At 51.6% G+C, this 20,712-nt stretch carries 18 protein-coding genes, 2 tRNA genes and 3 rRNA genes; 12 read left to right on the top strand and 11 right to left on the bottom strand.

Going from position 1 to position 20,712, the window contains the following annotated elements; all coding sequences use genetic code 11:
• Positions 1-22: 22 nt before the first annotated feature.
• Complete coding sequence (locus SIB79_RS00115; protein WP_011130998.1) at positions 23-322, bottom strand: ribbon-helix-helix domain-containing protein; 300 nt, start codon at positions 320-322, stop codon at positions 23-25.
• Positions 323-530: 208 nt separating this feature from the next.
• Here SIB79_RS00115 and SIB79_RS00110 point away from each other — a divergent pair, with 208 nt between their 5' ends.
• On the top strand, positions 531-872 hold the full coding sequence (locus SIB79_RS00110; protein WP_063403137.1) for a hypothetical protein: 342 nt from the start codon (positions 531-533) through the stop codon (positions 870-872).
• Positions 873-933: 61 nt separating this feature from the next.
• Positions 934-1,164 carry a hypothetical protein gene (locus tag SIB79_RS00105; RefSeq protein ID WP_011131000.1) on the top strand — a complete coding sequence of 77 codons (231 nt, stop codon included), beginning with the start codon at positions 934-936 and terminating at the stop codon, positions 1,162-1,164.
• Here the strand turns inward: SIB79_RS00105 and SIB79_RS00100 are convergent.
• Positions 1,142-1,336, bottom strand: a complete 195-nt coding sequence (locus SIB79_RS00100; protein WP_074161309.1) for a hypothetical protein — start codon at positions 1,334-1,336, stop codon at positions 1,142-1,144. The genes SIB79_RS00105 and SIB79_RS00100 overlap by 23 nt on opposite strands.
• A 79-nt stretch (positions 1,337-1,415) precedes the next feature.
• Here SIB79_RS00100 and SIB79_RS00095 point away from each other — a divergent pair, with 79 nt between their 5' ends.
• A complete protein-coding gene (locus tag SIB79_RS00095) occupies positions 1,416-3,140 on the top strand; it encodes an ATP-binding cassette domain-containing protein (RefSeq protein WP_063403138.1) in 1,725 nt (574 codons plus the stop codon).
• Positions 3,141-3,256: 116 nt separating this feature from the next.
• Positions 3,257-3,445, top strand: coding sequence for a hypothetical protein (locus SIB79_RS00090; RefSeq protein WP_074161310.1), 189 nt, complete (start codon positions 3,257-3,259; stop codon positions 3,443-3,445).
• A gap of 124 nt (positions 3,446-3,569) precedes the next feature.
• On the opposite strand, the gene SIB79_RS00085 is transcribed toward SIB79_RS00090, so the two are convergent.
• Positions 3,570-4,757, bottom strand: a complete 1,188-nt coding sequence (locus tag SIB79_RS00085) for a trypsin-like peptidase domain-containing protein (RefSeq protein ID WP_063403139.1) — start codon at positions 4,755-4,757, stop codon at positions 3,570-3,572.
• Positions 4,758-5,087: 330 nt separating this feature from the next.
• On the opposite strand from SIB79_RS00085, the gene SIB79_RS00080 reads away from it, so the two are divergent.
• The 8 genes from SIB79_RS00080 (at position 5,088) to SIB79_RS00045 (ending at position 12,814) form a co-directional block, all read left to right on the top strand.
• The gene (locus SIB79_RS00080; RefSeq protein ID WP_063403141.1) at positions 5,088-5,363 is read left to right on the top strand and encodes a DUF2973 domain-containing protein; all 276 of its coding nucleotides are present in this window, start codon (positions 5,088-5,090) and stop codon (positions 5,361-5,363) included.
• Between the two features lie 57 nt (positions 5,364-5,420).
• Positions 5,421-5,804: a hypothetical protein gene (locus SIB79_RS00075; protein ID WP_036911765.1), complete on the top strand. Its 384-nt coding sequence runs from the start codon at positions 5,421-5,423 to the stop codon at positions 5,802-5,804.
• A 212-nt stretch (positions 5,805-6,016) separates the two neighbouring features.
• Positions 6,017-8,578, top strand: a complete 2,562-nt coding sequence (hrpB, locus tag SIB79_RS00070) for an ATP-dependent helicase HrpB (protein ID WP_063403142.1) — start codon at positions 6,017-6,019, stop codon at positions 8,576-8,578.
• A 104-nt stretch (positions 8,579-8,682) separates the two neighbouring features.
• Positions 8,683-8,829: a high light inducible protein gene (locus tag SIB79_RS00065; RefSeq protein ID WP_063399100.1), complete on the top strand. Its 147-nt coding sequence runs from the start codon at positions 8,683-8,685 to the stop codon at positions 8,827-8,829.
• 116 nt (positions 8,830-8,945) lie between these two features.
• Positions 8,946-9,131 (top strand): hypothetical protein, encoded by a 186-nt coding sequence (locus SIB79_RS00060; RefSeq protein ID WP_041374662.1) that lies wholly within the window; start codon positions 8,946-8,948, stop codon positions 9,129-9,131.
• Positions 9,121-10,278, top strand: a complete 1,158-nt coding sequence (gene xseA, locus SIB79_RS00055; RefSeq protein WP_063403143.1) for an exodeoxyribonuclease VII large subunit — start codon at positions 9,121-9,123, stop codon at positions 10,276-10,278. The genes SIB79_RS00060 and xseA overlap by 11 nt, the downstream gene beginning before the upstream one ends.
• Entirely contained in the window at positions 10,275-10,607 is a 333-nt protein-coding gene (gene xseB / locus SIB79_RS00050) for an exodeoxyribonuclease VII small subunit (RefSeq protein WP_063403144.1), read from the top strand. Before xseA ends, xseB begins: the two co-directional genes overlap by 4 nt.
• A gap of 1,847 nt (positions 10,608-12,454) precedes the next feature.
• Complete coding sequence (locus SIB79_RS00045) at positions 12,455-12,814, top strand: DUF2834 domain-containing protein (protein WP_063403146.1); 360 nt, start codon at positions 12,455-12,457, stop codon at positions 12,812-12,814.
• Positions 12,815-12,919: 105 nt separating this feature from the next.
• Here SIB79_RS00045 and SIB79_RS00040 read toward each other — a convergent pair whose 3' ends face one another.
• The 8 genes from SIB79_RS00040 to SIB79_RS00005 all read right to left on the bottom strand — a co-directional run bounded on the left by SIB79_RS00040 (position 12,920) and on the right by SIB79_RS00005 (position 20,113).
• A complete protein-coding gene (locus SIB79_RS00040; RefSeq protein WP_011131011.1) occupies positions 12,920-13,276 on the bottom strand; it encodes a hypothetical protein in 357 nt (118 codons plus the stop codon).
• A gap of 1 nt (position 13,277) precedes the next feature.
• A complete protein-coding gene (locus SIB79_RS00035; RefSeq protein ID WP_011131012.1) occupies positions 13,278-13,514 on the bottom strand; it encodes a hypothetical protein in 237 nt (78 codons plus the stop codon).
• A 60-nt stretch (positions 13,515-13,574) separates the two neighbouring features.
• Positions 13,575-14,519, bottom strand: a complete 945-nt coding sequence (locus SIB79_RS00030) for a YihY/virulence factor BrkB family protein (RefSeq protein WP_063403147.1) — start codon at positions 14,517-14,519, stop codon at positions 13,575-13,577.
• Between the two features lie 179 nt (positions 14,520-14,698).
• A 5S ribosomal RNA gene (gene rrf / locus SIB79_RS00025) occupies positions 14,699-14,815 on the bottom strand.
• 107 nt (positions 14,816-14,922) lie between these two features.
• Positions 14,923-17,799, bottom strand: a 23S ribosomal RNA gene (locus tag SIB79_RS00020).
• A 491-nt stretch (positions 17,800-18,290) separates the two neighbouring features.
• Positions 18,291-18,363, bottom strand: a tRNA-Ala gene (locus tag SIB79_RS00015).
• A gap of 9 nt (positions 18,364-18,372) precedes the next feature.
• Positions 18,373-18,446 (bottom strand) — tRNA-Ile (locus tag SIB79_RS00010).
• A 182-nt stretch (positions 18,447-18,628) separates the two neighbouring features.
• Positions 18,629-20,113 (bottom strand): 16S ribosomal RNA (locus SIB79_RS00005).
• The 16S, 23S and 5S rRNA genes sit together here with 2 tRNA genes alongside, the layout of an rRNA operon.
• Positions 20,114-20,712 lie beyond the last annotated feature (599 nt).

Below are 20,712 nucleotides of genomic sequence, written 5' to 3'. Positions count from 1 at the left end.
AGAACTACGAAGACCACCAAACTCAAGAGGGACGATAGAGGCGGAGACGGCGCGGAGCGCCTCTTAAACGCCTGGGCTGTTGAGCTTCAAGAGCCGATCGAAAGCCTTCTGTACTCGCTAACGATGGAGCTGAAACGACCGAACTCTGCTCCTGCTCGTAACGCTGAATACCCTGCTGAATAAGCACTTTGGCCATATTGCTAACGGTGCGGGACTCAAGCTCGGCAAGAGCTGTTAGGCGCACACAAAGCTCTTCAGGCAACACAACCTGGACTCTCGGAGACTTGGGCTTCCCACTGGATGAGGTTTGACGGGTAGCCACGACCCTAAAAAAGTAAGTCCTACTTACAAGTGTACAGAGGTGTGCAAGGATAGTATCCAGCACTATGCTGAGAACACAGTTCGGAATGGTCTATTCCGATGACCCAGTTCAACAATTCCATGGCCCGTCGAAATACCCAATGCTTTTTCAGCCCTAAAGCTCAAGTACCCCCCTCATTCGACTAACAACCAGACATCAGGATTGCCCCATGGACAAACCCACACTTCCAACTTCAACTCGCTTCAATCCACCTCAACAAGCCAACAGCCCTATCAATCCAAACAGCCCTATCAAATCAAGCAAGGGTCGGCGTTTAAGCCGAAGCCAAGAAAATAGCGATGTGCTGGTATCAGCTGTAATTAGCAGCTATCTGCTCACACATCTCCATCAAGTCTTGCAAAGGGCGGAATACGGCGCCGCTCAGGACGGACGCGAATCCCAGGCCAAAAATTTCGCCCAACTGCGCAAAGTCCTCTGCATGGATGCCCGCAGCATGAAAGACGCATCAGCAACAGGCATGACAGAAGTTGATGTAGAGCAAGCAGCATGAACCAAGAATCAGGTCAAATCACTTCAGGCTGAATACAGTTGCAACAGACACTTCCCTTCTGATGAGCAGCAACGCTGCAGTGCTCTACGAACGTATTCAGAACGATCCCGAACACACCAAAGCCCTATTTCGCCAGGCACTCCAAGATCCTCAGGGAGCCTTGAAGGCAATCTGCGATCTGGGGCACAGCATGGGACTCCCTGTCACGCTTGACGAAGTAAAAGCGCACTTGGCCAGCCTCGATGACGCTGACACCAAGCAATGGCTCATCAAGGCACGGGGGGGGCTTTAAGACCAGGCTCTAATTCACGCGAGCGACTTTCTTCTACTTGTGAGGGATTGACGTTTTGCATGCCTCGACGGTCGTAACCGCCACCCCCTGCCAAACTCCAAAAAAACCAGTAACTAGGGATCGCTAGGCCAGCAGCAAGCACAACAGCCGTAATTTGTTCGAATTTCACCATGGCCGGTGATCCGGAATGGATATCCTCCAGTCTGCCCGTATACGAAGCGGGATGATGTTCTTGCGGTTGCTTTCCCTCGGTGCTGCGACTTGAGCACGTCAACAAGGTCTACCCCACGCATGAAGTCCTCAAGGATGTCACCTGGGAAATCAAGCCCGGAGACCGAATCGGACTGGTAGGTGTCAATGGGGCTGGCAAATCCACACAGCTCAAATTAATCGCGGGACTCGAAGAAGCCAGCAGTGGCCAGATTGTGCGCCAGGGGAACCCACGCATCGCCTACTTACAACAAGAGTTTGATGTTGATCCCTGCCGCACAGTGCGAGAAGAGCTCTTTCAAGCCTTTGGTGAGGCCGCTGCCGTTGTCCATCAACAGCGACTCGTAGAAACCGCCATGGCTACAAAGCGGGCTGCAGAAGACAGCGTTTTTCTCGACAGCCTGATCAAAGACCTAAGCCGTTTACAGAATTGCTTTGAAGCCCTACACGGCTATGAGCTTGAGGCTCGAATCGAAAAACTACTACCAACACTCCATTTCACATCAGATGGGGCCGATCAACGGGTAGGGGACTATTCCGGGGGATGGCAAATGCGAATTGCTCTCGGCAAGATCCTTCTTCAAGATCCTGATCTGCTCCTGCTCGACGAGCCCACAAACCATCTGGACGTAGACACCATCCAGTGGTTGGAGGACTATCTGCTCAAACAGACCGCCGCCATGGTTGTGATCAGCCACGACCGGACGTTCCTCGATCGGATCTGTACCCAAATCGTGATTACTGAGAGAGGCATTTCGCGCACCTATCTCGGTAACTACACAGCACATCTTGAGCAGAAGGCACTCGAAGAGGAAGCAACTCAAGCTGCGTTTGAACGCCAGCAGAAAGATCTCGCCGCCCAACAGGCCTATGTCGATCGATTCAGGGCAAGTGCCACGCGCAGCACCCAAGCCAAAAGCCGAGAGAAACTCCTCGAGAAAGTAGAGCGAATCGAAGCTCCAGTTAAGAGTGTCAGCGGCCCGAGCTTTCGCTTCCCAGATGCTCCACGATCCGGCCGACAGGTGGCTCTGATCGAAGACCTCAGCCACAGCTACGGAGACAAGATTCTCTTCCTCGGCGCCCATCTGGAGGTGGAACCCGGCGATCGGATTGCTTTCATAGGCCCCAACGGCGCAGGCAAATCCACTCTGCTGCGTCTGATCATGGGCTTGGAAGTTGCCGATGACGGCAGGGCTTCCCTCGGAGAACACAACGTGATAGCTGGCTATTTCGAACAGAACCAAGCAGAAGCTCTGGATCTGCAGAAAACCGTCATCGACACAATGTTTGAAGCCGTCCCGGACTGGACCCAAACCCAGGTGCGCTCTCTACTCGGCAGTTTCTGCTTGAGTAATGATGCTGTTTTCAAAAACGTCGAAAATCTAAGTGGTGGAGAAAAGGCTCGCTTAGCCCTAGCCCTAATGCTGGTCAAACCCTGCAATTTGCTGGTACTCGACGAACCAACAAACCACCTCGACATCCCTGCCAAACAGATGCTGGAGGACGCACTGCAGGCTTACGAAGGCGCCGCCCTGCTGGTCTCTCATGATCGCTACTTCATTTCCCGTGTAGCCAATCGCATCGTAGAATTACGCGATGGCGAACTGATCCTTTACCGAGGCAACTACGCTTATTTCCAGGAAAAAAAATCAGAGGAACAAGCCGCAGCCGCTGCGGCAATGGCCCTGGCAGAAAAAGAAGTCAAGCGCTTAGCCAATCGCGATCGCCAAAGAAAGCGTCAAGCCAGAAAAAAAGGCGCGGCTTAAACCCAAAATCTATCCGTTTGGCAAAAAAACTTTAAAGAAGGTTAGGCAGGAAGACTCATTTTCCTTTGAGCACAGCAAATATGTGCATAAGCTGACTTCACAGCCATGTGTACTTGATGACAAGCGTCCCTACCCAACGTGCCGAAGACCTTCATATCTCCAAATCGACTAGCGACGCAAACCATGAGCACGAGCAAACTTGGGATGCCGTTGAGACCTACTTCGAATGCATAACCACCTGCTCGCTGGATGACGGTGAATGCATCACCCGTTGCGTGGAGCAGTTACGAGACACTGACGAATGAATAGCTTCTAGCCCCAGCCGCAAAATGAGATTGCATCACTCCCGCTCATGGGCTGAACATGTCTTAGATCCTTTTGTAGAACCTGAGACTGGACTAGTCGGGAGTAGTGCACATAACAACAGGGTCAAGGTGCCTGCATCGCCGTCAGCTCCACTGGTGTAACCGCCAGCTCAATCCGACTGTCGCCCCGGATTAATCCAAAAGTGATTGGTCGCCCAACTCCATGACGATCAATCGCGCTCACGACCTCAGCAGGCCCATCAATCGGTAACCCTTCCACCGAAAAGATCACATCATCAACCTTCAACCCGGCACGCGCTGCAGGCCCGCCCGGCACCAAGGAACGAATCACAGCACCAGGAGAGTTGGCTTCCCCAGAACGAACAGATGGCACCGGCGAGAGACCTACACCCACCATCGGATGACTGGCCCGTCCTCGCTCCACCAGCTGCTGGGCGATGGTCCTAGCCCGATTAATAGGAATAGCAAAACCCAGCCCAGCTCCTGGTCCAGAGCGAACGAGTGTATTGATACCCACCACATTGCCCTCAGAATTCAACAGCGGTCCTCCTGAGTTGCCTGGATTGATAGCAGCATCGGTCTGAATTAAATCCAACCGCTTGCCAGAGATCCCTAGCTGAGAGACGTTGCGGTTGAGGTTGCTGACGATTCCCAACGTCACCGTATTTTCAAGGCCAAAGGGGTTGCCAACAGCTATGGCCCAATCCCCGACCCGAAGCTGGTCCGAGTCTCCCAATGGGGCTGTGGGCCAAGGCCCCGAGCCATCCAACTGCACTACAGCCAGATCTGTAATCTTGTCCTGACCAACCAGTCGCCCAGGCACCCTTCGACCATCTGGCAATCCCACCATCAGCTGATCAGTCTTCTCCACGACATGAGCATTGGTGAGAACCAATCCTTCCGCCGAAAAAATCACACCACTTCCCTGCCCTCGTTCTATCCGCGAGCGGGGAGCGACTCTGCCAGGCAAACCAAAGAAATGTTGGAACAGCGGGTCTGCTAATAGCCCCTGAGGCAGACCAGCCATGCCCATAGAACGGACCGTCCGACTCGTCTCAAGAGTCACCACAGCAGGGCCGCTGCGAGCCACGGCATCCGCTACAAACGACTGCTTGGATAAGGATGTCGCGGCTGATGCCGCCTGCAGCGGTTGAGGGGAAAGTCCCGACAACACAGGCAGACAAACCAATCCAGTGCCAAGCAGAAGACCACCACGGAAAACCCTGCTCAAACCTGAAGATTGGCTGGATAACCGCAGCTCTGCGGAGGATTCCTCAAGTAACGCAGACATTGGCCAAACGACAATCAATTCATGACTTTGACCGTAGACAGAGCTCTCTCAAACAACAGTGTCAATCCTTGACAGAGCTGTGACCAAATACGCCTGAGCTCGTCTTCATGAAGCTTCATCCCCCCACGGAACAGCTCAACAAGCTCCAAACTGAATGAACTGTTGCAACAAATCCTGGGCGCTAATCCGCCCTTAGCCTGAGTTTCGTGAAGTTTGAAAGGCCTGAGCTTTGCCAGAGCCTCGTGATTAGCACGATCATTCAAAGGCAAGCAATGATGAACGCAACGTGGCGACCACCCAATCGCCTTTATCGCAAACCATGAAGCCATCATGGAGAACCCCTTGTTCCCGATCCTTTACGGCGCTGCCTTCCTGATCCTGCTGTGGCAAGCCTTCCGCGTGATGGGGAAGGGTTTCGGCGCCGCCCAGCAACCCATACGTAGCCAACCAATTAGGAAGAACTCACAAAGTGATCGCACCGGTTTGGTGACCGTTCACCCTGAATTACTAGACCAGGAAGGCCGCCTCACAGAAGAAGAGCTCCTCACAGTTCGTTTCTCAGGAGACAACGAGCCACCCCAGTCAACAGAAACTCCTGCTGAATAAATTAGAAAGTCAGTGTCAAAGGCTGGCACTGGATTGGACTCGATTGGGGAAGCCCTGGTGGATCAAAGAACGCGCATCGTGGCTGCAGTCATCAAAGCAGTGAAGTTGCCTCCGCGGTTTCGACTGCGGCTGGTCAAAGAAGATCCCGTTCGGCTTGAACTAAGCCTCACCCCTGCTTACGGCAAACAGCCGATCCAAGTGGGATTGGTCGAGTCTCTTGACCTGGTAGCTAGGCGCGATCGAGAAGGACGCATCCCTAGAGACTTGCAGGGGACATGGGATTGGACGGTCCGACACGGCGACGTAAGCACCGGGGGATGGAATCCCTTTCTCAAGGAAGCACTACAAACCATGTTTGAAACAGGGCTACCAGCCATCGTTTACGAAGAACTGACAGGCGAGGACTATCACCCCGTTGACGGTACCCGCCACGTGCGCTGACTGTGAAGGATGTGAAGCCCTGCGAACTACAAGGGCTACAAACAGGGACAAGGGGCTAGACCAGTACAGTTCCGGCTCTTAAGGTTTTCTTCATGAGCAGCCTGCAGCTTTCGACGGCGCCTTTAGTGAGGCTTCTCTTTGCAATAGGAGCCCTAAGCAGTCTGATGCTGCTAGCTCTTCTCAATCTGATCAGCTAACTCTTTCTTTGCAGCTTGGGAGATCTCCCGATCGACTCGCTGCTAACGCAGCTCTGCCACAGCCTTACTGCAAGTGCCACAGTGCTGCTGCAAGCGCCACCAGGGGCAGGGAAAACCACCAGAGTGCCGCTTGCGCTTTTGGGTGCCCTTGATGGTCACACCCCTCTTCCAGGCAGAATCTGGATGCTGGAACCACGACGATTAGCTGTCAAAGCAGCAGCCTCGCGACTAGCCGCAAGCTTGAAAGAGCCATTAGGGGAGCGCGTGGGCTTCGCTATACGACATGAACAGCTGCGCTCAAAACGAACTCAATTAGAGGTCATTACAGACGGCTTGTTTCTACGTCGCCTTCAGCGTGATCCAAGCCTAAACGGCATTGATTGCGTGATCTTTGATGAATTTCACGAACGACGGCGAGACAGCGACCTCGCCCTGGCCCTTTTGCTGGAAGCCCGACCGCTGCTCCATCCAGAGCTACGGCTTCTGCTCATGTCTGCAACGCTCAATCTTGGCGAATTACAAGATCGCCTACCAGAAGCAACCCTTCTACAAAGCGAGGGGAAAGCCTTCCCCGTCGCGACCCATCATCAGACACCCCGCCCAGACGAACCGTTACCCCATCAGGTGATGCGGGCCATTACGGCCCATGCCCTACCTCTGAGCGAAGCAAGCGATCGCACCAGTTCACGCCCCACCGTGCTGGTGTTCCTGCCTGGACAACGTGAAATCAAACGCACCCAAGAACTACTGGCGGCTCAAGAAAGTCTTACGCATTGGAATCTTGCCTATCTTCACGGGCAACAGCCTCTGCATGTGCAAGCGCGGGCATTGCTTAGGGCTGAATCACCTTGGATAGGCAAGATCGTCTTAGCAAGTTCTATCGCGGAGAGCTCACTCACCCTCGAAGGGGTTCGACTGGTCATCGACAGCGGCCTGAGTCGGCAAAGTCGCTTTGACCCCAACACTGGCATGGAGGGACTTGAGACAGTGCCCTCTAGCCTGGCAAGCGCCAATCAACGCCAAGGGCGAGCCGGACGCCAAGGTCCAGGCCAATGCGTTCGACTTTGGTCGCTAGCAGAACAACTGCGCAAGCCCGAACATGCACCTCCAGAAATACTTGTTGCCGATCCCATGCCCGTGGTGCTTGAGCTAGCGGCCTGGGGCGCTGGCTTAGGGGAAACCCTGCCATGGATCGACCCCCCACCTCAATCAACGTTGCAGAAGGGAAGGCAACAACTGATCAATCTGAACGCCCTCAACCATGACGGACGGATCACAACGCTAGGCCGCCAGCTATGCAAACTAGGCATACACCCCAGGCTAGGGATCCTGTTGCTCCAAGCCCAAGGATGGGGATGCGCAGCCCTGGGAGCCGAACTAGCCGCTTTACTGGGTGATCGAGATCCCCTCAACAGCCATCATGTTGGCTCAGACCTGAGGACTCGTCTGGATTGGTTACGTCAGGACCAGCGAGACATTCATCGATCTGCCAGACAAGCCCATCAACAGATGCGCCGTCTCAGCCAAAGGCTGCTTGATCAACTCAAGACCATTAGGCAAGACGATCAATACAGCAAAGAAGCAAATAAAGACCTCTCAGAACATGCCCTGGCAGCACAACTAATTGCCACAGCCTTCCCGGAATGGTTGGCCTTGGAACGACCAGGGAAAGCCGGACACTATCGATTGCGACAAGGACGCGGCGCCATTCTCCGCCAGCATGACCCTCTCAGATCTTCTCCTGCCCTAGCAGTTGCAAGGGTGGATCTTGGCCAGGCCAACACACTCATCCAGCTCGCAATCCCCCTCTCGATGCAATGGGTAGAGACGCTGAGCCAGACAGATGGGGAATGGAGTGAATCAATGAGCTGGGATGAAAAAATCTCGCGAATACGAGCAGAGCGACTGTTGAAGATCGGCGAACTAGTAATCCAAAGGGAACGCCTCCCACAGCCAGAACCCGAACACTGCCGCAAGATCCTGCTCGATGTCTTGTGCCATCAGGGTCTAGGGCAACTCCCCTGGGGCCGTCGCAGCCAACAACTGCGTGCACGCCTGGAACTCGCCCACCGCCACCTAGGCACCCCCTGGCCACCTCGCGACCTTAAATTCCTTGGTCATCAGCCAAGTTCATGGCTCAACCAACCGCTGTTGGGTTGCCATAGCTTGGATGAGCTGGGTGAAAAAGGGCTAATAGAAGCTCTCTGGGGAGAGCTCCCCTGGGAGATGCGCCAGACACTAGACATCATGCTACCAAGCCAACTAACCATTCCCTCTGGTCGGTCTGCTGTTCTCAACTATGGCGATGGAGAGGTGAAATTATCGGTAAAGCTTCAAGAAATGTTTGGCTGCGAAGACGGCCCAAAACTGATCAATGGCAAGCTTCCCGTGACCCTTGAACTGCTCTCTCCAGCAGGGCGTACTCTGCAGCTCACAAGAGATCTAGCAGGCTTCTGGAGTGATAGCTATCAGGACGTGCGCCGCGAAATGCGCGGTCGCTACCCGAAGCATCCCTGGCCAGAGAACCCGCGAGAAGCCCAAGCAACAGCCAGCATCAAAAAGCACATGGCCGGATGAGATGAAAACAAGGGGAAAGTTACCTAAAAACGGGAATCCATTGTCATGAAGACGGTCAAGCCATCTCCATGCTTTGTTACATTGATGGGATCTTGGAGTCACCAATGGCCGACAAACCTCAGCCCCGTTTCGGCTTCGTCAACTTCGCAGAAACCTGGAACGGCCGTCTAGCCATGATGGGCGTCGTCATCGGCCTCAGCACCGAACTTCTGACCGGCCAAAGCATTCTCTCTCAGATGGGCCTTGGCTGAATGTCATTGCAACCCTTCAAGCAGTAGCAGCCATATGAGGTGATCACTGTAAATCGACAAAGTTTGCGTAAAGCGCACCCTGCAATAACGATGGGCCACAGTAGAGAAACGTTGGAGTGATTAACTTGCCCCCACTCTTCGTCAACAACCGACGCGATGGCGCAAGGCTGCTGAGCAGCGCCCTGGTGATTTTCACAATCGCATCCACCCAACTGGATCATGCCTGGGGGCAAGCTGTTGCTGCTCTTAGCGTCGTGATCTGCCTCTACTGGGGTATGGCCTACCGACGCCTTGACCGCTGAATCCCTTCCAAACTATTCAGTCCGCGATCTCAACGCGGCTATTGGCACTCTGCTGGAACGTGGCTTTGCACCCCGATTTCTGGTGGAAGCGTCAGTCTCCAAGCCACAGATCAAAAAAGGTCATCTCTGGCTAACTCTGACTGATGGCAACGCAAGTATCACGGCCGTGGCTTGGGCTTCCAAGCTGCAGCAACTCACCTACAGGCCTGCAGAAGGGGATGGGGTAACGGTTGTCGGCAAGCTCAACTTCTGGGCAACCCGAGCAAGCCTGGCCGTGCAGGTCATAGACATGCGTCCGTCCCTATCGACGGTGCTGCGTCAGTTCGAAATTGTGAAAGCCCTGCTATTGAAAGAGGGCATCATCGACGAATCAAAACGGAAAGCGTTACCAAAATATCCAGAGGTTGTAGCCATCTTGACCAGCGTGCCCAGTTCCGCCCTGGCAGACATGCTGCGTACAGCAAAAGAGCGCTGGCCTCTAACTCAATTGCTGATCATTCCAATTCCAGTCCAAGGTGGTGTAGCAAAACAAATCCAATCCGTTTTACGTTCTCTGGCTAATCAACATGATGAGCTGGGGATTGCAGCGATCGTGCTGGCCAGAGGAGGTGGCAGTCGTGAAGACCTGATGGTGTTTGATGATGAAGACCTATGCCGTGACCTGGCCAGTTTCCCAATACCGGTGGTGACTGGACTAGGGCATGAGGATGACCAAACAGTGGCTGATCTGGTTGCTGACCATAGAGCCGCGACTCCAACCGCAGCGATGGTGGCCCTGTTGCCCAGTCGGGAGTCAGCTCAAAATGTGCTGATGCAACGCCGTCATCGACTTAAAGACCATTGCAATTGGCTCATTCGCAAAGAACGTGAGCGGCTTGTAGTGCGAGGTAAAGCGTTGGAGTGTCAACAACCGCTGAAACAGATAGAGCTTCAGCGCATTCACTTAAGCCAGAAGCATCAGCTCCTCCAAGCTCTATCACCAGAACTCTGGTTGATGCGCGGTTTTGCCATCGTGAAGAACAAGCAAGGTAAAACTCTTCGAAGCGTGGGTAATGTATCTGTGCTGGACAATTTGACCATCCAGCTCAGTGATGGCCAGATCAATGCCACCGCAGAAGCAATTAATCAGCAAAGGCTCTCGACATGATAAAAGCCACTTCATCATCTGAGAAGACACCAAAAGATTCCGGCTCTAAACAGCAAAAGCACGCCATCAATACTGCGCAATCAACGCTAGATAGCATGCTGAAAGAATGGCGCCAAGATGCGAAATCACTCAGCTACGAAGAATCTCTACAAGCGCTCGATTTACTCCTTACTCAATTACAGAATGACAGCGTTCCTGTAGAAGAGCTCCAAAGACACTACTTACAAGGGAAGGTCTACCTTGAGCACTGTGAAGCACTGCTTAATACCGTCGAACAAAGCGTGCTTCAGCTCGATGCGAGTAGCCTAAAAGCTGATTCAGACACATAATTCAGCAGAGGTTTACACTTTAGACCAGTCTTAACTCCAATTTTCTTGAGCCTACTTGCCCAAAGAAATGACAAGTATATTGCGACCTCTTAAGAATTTTACCTTATAAGTTCCGGTCCATCCACCACCGCTGGAGCTGATTCAACAGCCACAATATTACCCTTAGAGCTATGCATCGAGCGATGCGAATAGCATGCCAGCGCCCTCTCTTATCTTTAAAGCAACTGATCCATATAAAACCTGGGGGATCAGACTTAATGACGCAAATTCCATGGTCTTTGGCTTAGCAAGAGTCATGACAATCACCACCCAATCAACAAACCGGATCTCAAAAGCGAGTTCTCACGTACTTGAGAAAACTAACATTTTCCCATAGGCCTTAGGACTAGCTTTATAAACTGATTCCGCAAATGTTGTCTTGTGACTAAAACCTAATATGGCAGCAAGAGGCATGCGGCCGGTAATCAATCCACGCATAACCAGTAAAGGCAACCAAAACCATATCACAAACTAGTCGCAATAGGTTGTCTGATGTTTTTGCAGGCTTAAATTCAATCGCATTCGAATCATCTATTTGGGCCCTAGAAAATAAATATCACTTTTCAATGCTTACAATGCCTCAATAAATTACTAATTGAATAGCCTGCAATTACTGAAGACTGTCCTCAGAGAAGGTGCTGAATCATTCGAAAATAAAAAACTACTATTAATACTTTGAGGAGGCAACAGTTACGCACTTAGTCATCAGTCAAGACCTGAGTCATTAACAATACGAGCCACAATCACTGAAGATAACTTCTAGCAATTGCCAAAGAATCGCGCCTCCTATTGCCTGAAAAGATTGCTCAGTTGTTCACAGCATAAGCAATCTAAATGCCTTAATAAGTATTAGGGGCTGTCACTCCAATGATGCTGTTTGACCCTAGCAAGAAACAGATTTTCTCAAGAAAGTCGTGCTCAAAATCATTTCACTCAAAAATTCTTAAATGTCAAAATCAATAGCACCCTTAAAGGATCGCTACAATGGTTTCAGCTGAAGCAAATCAATGGGCATGGTTCTCAACTACATACTCTTGACCTTTATCAGTTGGCCATTTGTAGCACTGGTAGCAGGTTGGTGTTGCCAACCGTTATTTCCAAACAACAAGGCCTTCGACTTACAAAGGAATAGTGGCCGTACAACATTCGCCACTCGATCGCTGATCATCTCTGCTGTTCTCTCAGCAATTGCCTGCTTCATCGATTTACCGCTCATCAGCCAGCCTTCAAGTTTAGGCCTTTAAAGAAACAACTTCATGCCTCTCCTTAACGACGACTGAAAATCAAAAAAATTCGATCTCTGCTTTGATTGGCAACGCCACTTAAAAACATAATCATGAGGCAGCATTCGCTTTGAGCTTGGCTATGGAGAACAGACATCTGTAATCATTGAAAGTCATCTGTTTACGCTGAAAAATCATGGGCCAAGAGAATCTTTCAGCCAAAATTCAACTCGAGCCATATGATCTAAATGCCAACTTCAATTCCATAAAGACAATTGACAAAAAGCATCTACCCTAACTTGATTGAAACTCCAAAACAACAAGCAGCTCTAACCACTTCAAAGCCATACATTGTGGCCACAATTAGTTAAGCTAATGAATGGGTATCTTAGGGCATTGCTAAAGTAAAGCAAAAAAGATTTTTCCAAGACTTTGCCACGTGTTCTTCAGGCCGAGCGCATTGAGCAGCAGTTCACCTATATGAAGTCACTGGCGACACTCAGACCAGTAATCATACATATACAACTAATCTGTGATTTCACATGGCTTCTTCACTAGGGTTGCAACTATCACATCACGAGTAGCATGAAAGTACCAAATAGTTTGCTGCAATGGGTCTACTTGATCCTAGCAATCACTGGAGCGATACTTCCTACACTAGCCAACATCGACTTTATGCAGCAATACGGCCCAGACTTTGATATCAGCTTATTTGTAGCACTATCGAATGCAAATCCTGCAGCTCAATCTTTATCCCGAGATCTGATCATAGGTGCTAGTGTTATAACCATCTGGATCGTTGTAGAGAGTCGACGACTTCAAATGCGACACCTGTGGATCGTGCTTTTAAGTAGCATCACAATTGCCTTTGCATTTGCCGCACCATTATTTCTCTTCCTGCGTGAACGTCGGCTACAAGAAATGGCAAATCATGCTGAGAACTAGAAATACACTGTTGATAGCTCTAATTGATTTTTTCAACCTCTGATCCAACAAAAACACGCTCCTCAATAAGAGCGGATAAACACACTGATTAGTGTCTAAAGATCATCAACCCTCTGAACCAGCATCTTCAGCCGTAATATCAATTGTGGCCGCACTAGCAGGGGTAGAAATCCCTCCATCATCTTTAAAATCACCTAACTCTGAAGTATCAGACAGCCCTGCACCACAGACAGGACACTGACCAGAGCTGCCAAAAGTGCGCAATCCGCAAGCCTGACAAGTCACCATGCGGGACTGAAGAACACGCCAACCCAACCAACCAAAGCCAGCTAGCAAAAACGGTAAAACCAAAGCGACAAGCATTAACCCACCAGCTAGATCAAGCAAAATCCGCCCGGCTGCAGTGGGCAACAGCAAGATCAGCAGAAGGGCCAACCAAATCAGAGGAGAAGGCCTGGCCATTTCAACGCTGGAAGCGGGCGTCCCGCTCCATCCAAGACTCCAAGGCTGCTAAGACTTCGATCAAAGCCCAGCTTCCAAAAAAAACTCCGGCAACCAGGGCTACCACAAATCCGATCAGCAGCATTACAGGCACGGCCAAAAGAGTAAGACCTGTAATCAGCACAACCGCACCTATCGCCATACTCAATAGAGCCATGCCTGCAAAGGCCGGCGGCAACCGGGCAGAGCGTGCTCGCATCAGAGAAGGCACAACAATCAATTAAAAATCAATTTTATGCTGACTGAAGACGTTGTGAAATCAGCTTTTTAGCGGGTTCGGTTCTCCCCATTGATGCCGACTCCTACTTGCAAGAACCACGCTCCAGCACTGCCCAAAGTAAAGGATCACACCGACCATCCAAACCCAAAAGGTGAGAACCAGAACACCACCGATGAAGCCATAAGCCTGATAACGCGTGCCCAGCGAAAGAATGCTGCGGCTAACGACCAGGTTGAGGATCGTCAAAAGCGTACCAATCAAAAAAGACCCAGGGACAAGAGGCCTGAGTGGGACACGTCTACTAGGTAGCAAAGCCTGCAACAACAACGCCATCCCAGAGAGACCGAGTAATGGCACAACGAACTGACCTACCTGAAGCACAGGCACTCGAGACAACAAAGCGGCAAGCCATGGTGTCGTGCGCATCAGCTCATCCCAAACAGCACCTGGGATCATGCGTAGATTGACGCTGATCTGATCAGCAACAACAAGCAGCCCGACCAGGATCACGACCACAAAAGCCTCAATTCGAGCACGCAGGAAGCGGGTTAGCTGAACAACAAATGGTGCAGGTGTTGAAGGCAGGGGCAACAGGTCTCGCCAAAGACGATCAGCACCACGCTGCAAAGTTAAATAGGCGTTACCAGCAGTCACCATCAGAAACACAGCTCCGAGCAATCCTGCACCAAAGCCTTGTTTGACAAGTTTGACCAATGTTGATTCCACCAAACCAACAACAGAAGGTGGGAGAACCTGCGCAGTAAAGTCAACAATTTGCTGATCAAGACCATGCTGACGGCCAAGAAACCAAGAGGCCACAGACAGCGAGATCAACAGAATTGGGAAAAATGACTGCAACGTGTAATAAGCAAAAGCAGCACTAAGATCTACACAATCACAACGCATCCAGCGAAGGTAGGCCCGCCACAAACTTGCGACCAACCATCTAGCCCAACGTTTCCAACGAAGCTCCACGCTTGGCATTCATCTACTGCTAATAACGCTAGCGCCAGCCAATCAAAGACCTCAGGAATGTATTTGATTATCTTCTTTAAAAATCACACTGGCTTAGCCATCAAAAAAGCCACCCCTGCGGGTGGCTTTTTCTTGGTAAATCAACAACTCTTTCGCAAGATTGATGATCTACATGTGGAAATGTTTTTACCTGGCATTGAGCTATTTTCTCAGAGGGCTACCCCTAAAATATCGTCGCCGCTGATGCGTTTCACAACCGAGTTCGAGATGGATCGGAGTGGTTCCACATCGCCATGAACACCAGGATAAAATCATTCCCAAGGAGTGAACCTTGAGAACTGCATAGGTCATCATCCTTGTGAATGATGCTCTGAATTGAATAAAACTTGTTTCTCGGGCAAGAACCAAATGGATGGTCAAGCCCTCGGTCTATTAGTACTCCTCCGCTGCATCCATTACTGGACTTCCACGTAGAGCCTATCAACGGGTGTTCTTCCCGTGACCTTACTGGCTTATGCCATGGGAACACTCATCTTGAGGTGGGCTTCCCACTTAGATGCTTTCAGCGGTTATCCACTCCGCACATGGCTACCCAGCGTTTACCGTTGGCACGATAACTGGTACACCAGAGGTGCGTTCCTCCCGGTCCTCTCGTACTAGGGAGAAATCCTCTCAATGTTCCTGCGCGTACACCGGATATGGACCGAACTGTCTCACGACGTTCTGAACCCAGCTCGCGTACCGCTTTAATGGGCGAACAGCCCAACCCTTGGGACCGACTTCAGCCCCAGGTTGCGATGAGCCGACATCGAGGTGCCAAACCTCCCCGTCGATGTGAACTCTTGGGGGAGATCAGCCTGTTATCCCTAGAGTAACTTTTATCCGTTGAGCGACGGCCCTTCCACTCAGAACCGTCGGATCACTAAGGCCGACTTTCGTCCCTGTTCGACTTGTAGGTCTCACAGTCAAGCTCCCTTCTGCCTTTGCACTCGTCGACTGATTTCCAACCAGCCTGAGGGAACCTTTGCGCGCCTCCGTTACCTTTTAGGAGGCGACCGCCCCAGTCAAACTGCCCACCTGATACTGTCCGCTCCCCGGATAACGGGTGAACGTTAGAACCCTAGCTCTGAAAGAGTGGTATCTCACCATTGACTCAGTAGCACCCACAAGCACTACTTCAACGTCTCCCACCTATCCTGCGCATTCAGAGCCCGGGCACAATACCAAGCTACAGTAAAGCTTCATAGGGTCTTTCTGTCCGGGTGTACGTAGTCCGCATCTTCACAGACAATTCTATTTCGCCGAGCCTCTCTCCGAGACAGCGCCCAGATCGTTACGCCTTTCGTGCGGGTCGGAACTTACCCGACAAGGAATTTCGCTACCTTAGGACCGTTATAGTTACGGCCGCCGTTCACCGGGGCTTCAGTCGCCAGCTTCGCTTACGCTGACCGGCTTCCTTAACCTTCCGGCACTGGGCAGGCGTCAGCCCCCATACATCGTCTTGCGACTTAGCGGAGACCTGTGTTTTTGGTAAACAGTCGCCTGGGCCTCTTCACTGCGACCAGCTCTCGCTGGCACCCCTTCTCCCGAAGTTACGGGGCCATTTTGCCGAGTTCCTTAGAGAGAGTTATCTCGCGCCCCTCGGTATTCTCTACCACCCTACCTGTGTCGGTTTCGGGTACTGGCAGTTATGCCTTAACGGGTATAGGGCTTTTCTTGGAAGCATGACATCACCAACTTCGCTGCCGTAGCAGCTCGTATTCACGCCTTAGCTCAGAACGTTTTCGCCGCTCCTCAACGCCTCGAACGCTTAAACCAGTAACCAACATCTGGCTTGGCTAGCCTTCTCCGTCCCCCTTCCCAAAACATAACCGGTACAGGAATGTTGACCTGTTATCCATCGACTACGCCTTTCGGCCTCGCCTTAGGTCCAGACTAACCCTCCGCGGACGAGCCTGCCGGAGGAACCCTTAGGGTTTCGGGGCATGGGATTCTCACCCATGTTTTCGCTACTCAAGCCGACATTCTCACTTCTATGCAGTCCACGCCCGCTTACGCTAACGCTTCGCCCCACATAGAACGCTCCCCTACCATTTAACAAGTTAAATCCGCAGCTTCGGTACAACACTTAGCCCCGTTCATTTTCGGCGCAGGATCGCTCGACCAGTGAGCTATTACGCACTCCTTTGAGGATGGCTGCTTCTAGGCAAACCTCCTGGTTGTCTGGGCAATCCCACCTCCTTTATCACTTAGTGTTGATTTGGGGACCTTAGCTGGCGGTCTGGGCTGTTTCCCTTTCGACTATGGAGCTTATCCCCCACAGTCTGACTGCCTAGTTACACACAGGGTATTCAGAGTTCATCTCGATTAGGTACCGCTCTCGCAGCCCGCACCGAAATGGTGGCTTTACCCCCCTGCTGGAGCACTAGACGCTACGCCTCAACGTATTTCGGGGAGAACCAGCTAGCTCCGGGTTCGATTGGCATTTCACCCCTAACCACAGCTCATCCGCTGATTTTTCAACATCAGTCGGTTCGGACCTCCACTTGGTATCACCCAAGCTTCATCCTGGCCATGGTTAGATCACCCGGGTTCGGGTCTATAAACACTGACGATCGCCCTATTCAGACTCGCTTTCGCTATGGCTCCACCATTTCCGGTTTAACCTGCCAGTGCCTATAAGTCGCCGGCTCATTCTTCAACAGGCACACGGTCACCCGATTTAGTCGGGCTCCCATTGCTTGTAGGCTCATGGTTTCATGTTCTATTTCACTCCCCTCCCGGGGTTCTTTTCACCTTTCCCTCGCGGTACTGTTGCGCTATCGGTCACACAGTAGTACTTAGCCTTACGAGGTGGTCCTCGCGGATTCACACGGAATTTCACGTGCTCCGTGCTACTCGGGATACAGCTAGCTCAGTTCAGTTTTCGGTTACGGGACTTTCACCCTCTGTGGTGTGCCATTCAAACACTTCTCCTAACATCCCTGATACACATTGCTGTCCCACAACCCCGATGGTCGAAACCATCGGTTTAGGCTCTTCCCCGTTCGCTCGCCGCTACTTAGGGAGTCGTTTTTACTTTCCTTTCCTCCAGCTACTAAGATGTTTCAGTTCGCTGGGTTGGCTCGCACCAGCCTATGGATTCAGCTGGCCGTACTAGGGGTTGCCCCATTCGGAAATTCCCGGATCAAAGCGTGTGTCCAGCTCCCCGAGACTTATCGCAGGTAACTACGTCCTTCATCGCCTCTGTGTGCCAAGGTATCCACCATGAGCCCTTTGTAGCTTGACCAATTAATCTCTATAACGCTTCACGTAGTTGAATACGTATTCTTAGCAATTCACCTGGCTTCAATCTCAAACTTCTCCGGTTAAACTGAATTGTTTGTCATTGAAAATGGTTTGAATCACCAATCAAACTCTCGATGCCTCGATGACATCGAAAGAACGCTATAGAGTCTCGGCTCTTGACTCAAGAATCAAACATCATTCTCGTTCATCAACCTCAGCTCTCTGCTCGCGCAGATTGCATCAGCTGATTCACAAGAATCATGCATCCATGAGATGCTTTATTCTTTCCAGACTTACCTATGCAGTTGTCAAGGTTCTGCTGAACATCTCTGCAATTCTTGCGAATTACATTGAGCCCAGCATCCTATCAACCTCATCTCAATTGATTGAGTCCTGGAATGATAAGAAGCTAGGGTCTGCCAGCAAACTTAAATTCTAAATCACATCACACAACGATTCTCACCATTGGCTCGTTGTCAGAAGATTCGTCAGTGGAGGTTAGCGGACTCGAACCGCTGACATCCTGCTTGCAAAGCAGGCGCTCTACCAACTGAGCTAAACCCCCAACACCGAATGGGCCATCCTGGACTTGAACCAGGGACCTCACCCTTATCAGGGGTGCGCTCTAACCACCTGAGCTAATGGCCCAGGAGTAACCCTTGCGGGGTGTGACCTAGACAAGTTTAGGAACTAAAATCAATCATCAATCTCCAAGCTGATTACTCAGCTTTTCTTTGATTCTCAACTTGAGGTACCGATCGACCTAAGGTGACAGGATCATGGCCTAAGTATCAATAACTCAGACATCACGATCAGTTGTTGTCTCCCTGTTAGGAGGTGATCCATCCGCACCTTCCGGTACGGATACCTTGTTACGACTTCACCCCAGTCATCAGCCCCACCTTCGGCGTCCTCCTCCACAAGGGTTGGAGTAACGACTTCGGGCGTGGCCAACTTCCATGGTGTGACGGGCGGTGTGTACAAGGCCCGGGAACGTATTCACCGCAGTATGCTGACCTGCGATTACTAGCGATTCCTTCTTCACGTAGGCGAGTTGCAGCCTACGATCTGAACTGAGCCACGGTTTATGGGATTTGCTTGTCCTCGCGAACTTGCTGCCCTTTGTCCGTAGCATTGTAGTACGTGTGTAGCCCAGGATGTAAGGGGCATGATGACTTGACGTCATCCACACCTTCCTCCGGTTTATCACCGGCGGTCTCTCTAGAGTGCCCAACTAAATGCTGGCAACTAAAAACGTGGGTTGCGCTCGTTGCGGGACTTAACCCAACATCTCACGACACGAGCTGACGACAGCCATGCACCACCTGTCACTGCGTTCCCAAAGGCACTCTCTCGTTTCCAAGAGATTCGCAGGATGTCAAACCCTGGTAAGGTTCTTCGCGTTGCATCGAATTAAACCACATACTCCACCGCTTGTGCGGGCCCCCGTCAATTCCTTTGAGTTTCACACTTGCGTGCGTACTCCCCAGGCGGAACACTTAACGCGTTGGCTACGACACCGAGGGGGTCGATTCCCCCGACACCTAGTGTTCATCGTTTACGGCCAGGACTACAGGGGTATCTAATCCCTTTCGCTCCCCTGGCTTTCGTCCATGAGCGTCAGTTATGGCCCAGCAGAGCGCCTTCGCCACTGGTGTTCTTCCCGATATCTACGCATTTCACCGCTACACCGGGAATTCCCTCTGCCCCTACCACACTCAAGCCAATCAGTTTCCACTGCCTTGATGGAGTTAAGCTCCACGCTTTAACAGCAGACTTGAAAAGCCGCCTGCGGACGCTTTACGCCCAATAATTCCGGATAACGCTTGCCACTCCCGTATTACCGCGGCTGCTGGCACGGAATTAGCCGTGGCTTATTCCTCAAGTACCGTCAGATCTTCTTCCTTGAGAAAAGAGGTTTACAGCCCAGAGGCCTTCATCCCTCACGCGGCGTTGCTCCGTCAGGCTTGCGCCCATTGCGGAAAATTCCCCACTGCTGCCTCCCGTAGGAGTCTGGGCCGTGTCTCAGTCCCAGTGTGGCTGATCATCCTCTCAGACCAGCTACTGATCGATGCCTTGGTGAGCCATTACCTCACCAACTAGCTAATCAGACGCGGGCTCATCCTCAGGCGAAATTCATTTCACCTCTCGGCATATGGGGTATTAGCGGCCGTTTCCAACCGTTATCCCCCTCCTGAGGGCAGATTCCCACGCGTTACTCACCCGTCCGCCACTAACCCGAAGGTTCGTTCGACTTGCATGTGTTAAGCACGCCGCCAGCGTTCATCCTGAGCCAGGATCAAACTCTCCGTAGTAGATCAAACCCTCTCGCAATCAACCCTTACAGGCTCATCACTCAGTCTGATTTGCTTCACCCACTCATTCGCACTGGCGTACGACAAGCAGTTGTTGCCCCCTTCCTCTGACAGAAGGATTACAAGAGTGCACTTCAGAATCTCTTCCTTCTGTGACTTTCCAGGATCTCAGATCCGGTCGTTGCTTTCACCTGTCACACCTTTGACATCAATCCTCGCCCGTGAAAGCAAAAATTGATGCTGTAACAGGTTTCTGCAACTCATTTCTTTTGACGGGACCTCACACTCTCGTCGCATATCTGCTCAAACCTTTTGATCAGCTTTTGATCGCTGCTCATCGGGCCTAAACGCGACAAAAGCGTCAGTTCCTAAACTCTTAAGTTGTCCAGGTTCTGCTCCTCCACTCCCTTGTAAGGAGTGTCAGGCGCTGCGATCTTGCGATCGCTTCTAAAACCTACAACACCAGCGGATCGCTCCTCTGCTCTTGTAAGCGCCCACTGACGCCTCAAGCTTTCGCCATCAGCACCGCGTGGGTTGCGCTACAGGGCTCAGCCCTTCGCGCAGTCCAAAAACATAGCCCATTTCATACCCCTCTAGCA

The sequence above is a fragment of the Prochlorococcus sp. MIT 1342 genome (assembly GCF_047304495.1).
Lineage (GTDB): Bacteria > Cyanobacteriota > Cyanobacteriia > PCC-6307 > Cyanobiaceae > Prochlorococcus > Prochlorococcus marinus_D.
This window is presented reverse-complemented; position numbering and strand designations above follow the sequence as displayed.

Coding starts and splice junctions, on each gene's coding strand:
- SIB79_RS00105 (WP_011131000.1), top strand. CDS start 934: ATGAGCAGCAACGCTGCAGTGCTCTACGAACGTATTCAGAACGATCCC.
- SIB79_RS00085 (WP_063403139.1), bottom strand. CDS start 4,757: ATGTCTGCGTTACTTGAGGAATCCTCCGCAGAGCTGCGGTTATCCAGC.
- SIB79_RS00030 (WP_063403147.1), bottom strand. CDS start 14,519: ATGCCAAGCGTGGAGCTTCGTTGGAAACGTTGGGCTAGATGGTTGGTC.
- SIB79_RS00100 (WP_074161309.1), bottom strand. CDS start 1,336: ATGGTGAAATTCGAACAAATTACGGCTGTTGTGCTTGCTGCTGGCCTA.
- xseB (WP_063403144.1), top strand. CDS start 10,275: ATGATAAAAGCCACTTCATCATCTGAGAAGACACCAAAAGATTCCGGC.
- SIB79_RS00065 (WP_063399100.1), top strand. CDS start 8,683: ATGGCCGACAAACCTCAGCCCCGTTTCGGCTTCGTCAACTTCGCAGAA.
- SIB79_RS00080 (WP_063403141.1), top strand. CDS start 5,088: ATGGAGAACCCCTTGTTCCCGATCCTTTACGGCGCTGCCTTCCTGATC.
- SIB79_RS00040 (WP_011131011.1), bottom strand. CDS start 13,276: ATGGCCAGGCCTTCTCCTCTGATTTGGTTGGCCCTTCTGCTGATCTTG.
- SIB79_RS00035 (WP_011131012.1), bottom strand. CDS start 13,514: ATGCGAGCACGCTCTGCCCGGTTGCCGCCGGCCTTTGCAGGCATGGCT.
- SIB79_RS00090 (WP_074161310.1), top strand. CDS start 3,257: ATGACAAGCGTCCCTACCCAACGTGCCGAAGACCTTCATATCTCCAAA.
- SIB79_RS00045 (WP_063403146.1), top strand. CDS start 12,455: ATGAAAGTACCAAATAGTTTGCTGCAATGGGTCTACTTGATCCTAGCA.
- SIB79_RS00110 (WP_063403137.1), top strand. CDS start 531: ATGGACAAACCCACACTTCCAACTTCAACTCGCTTCAATCCACCTCAA.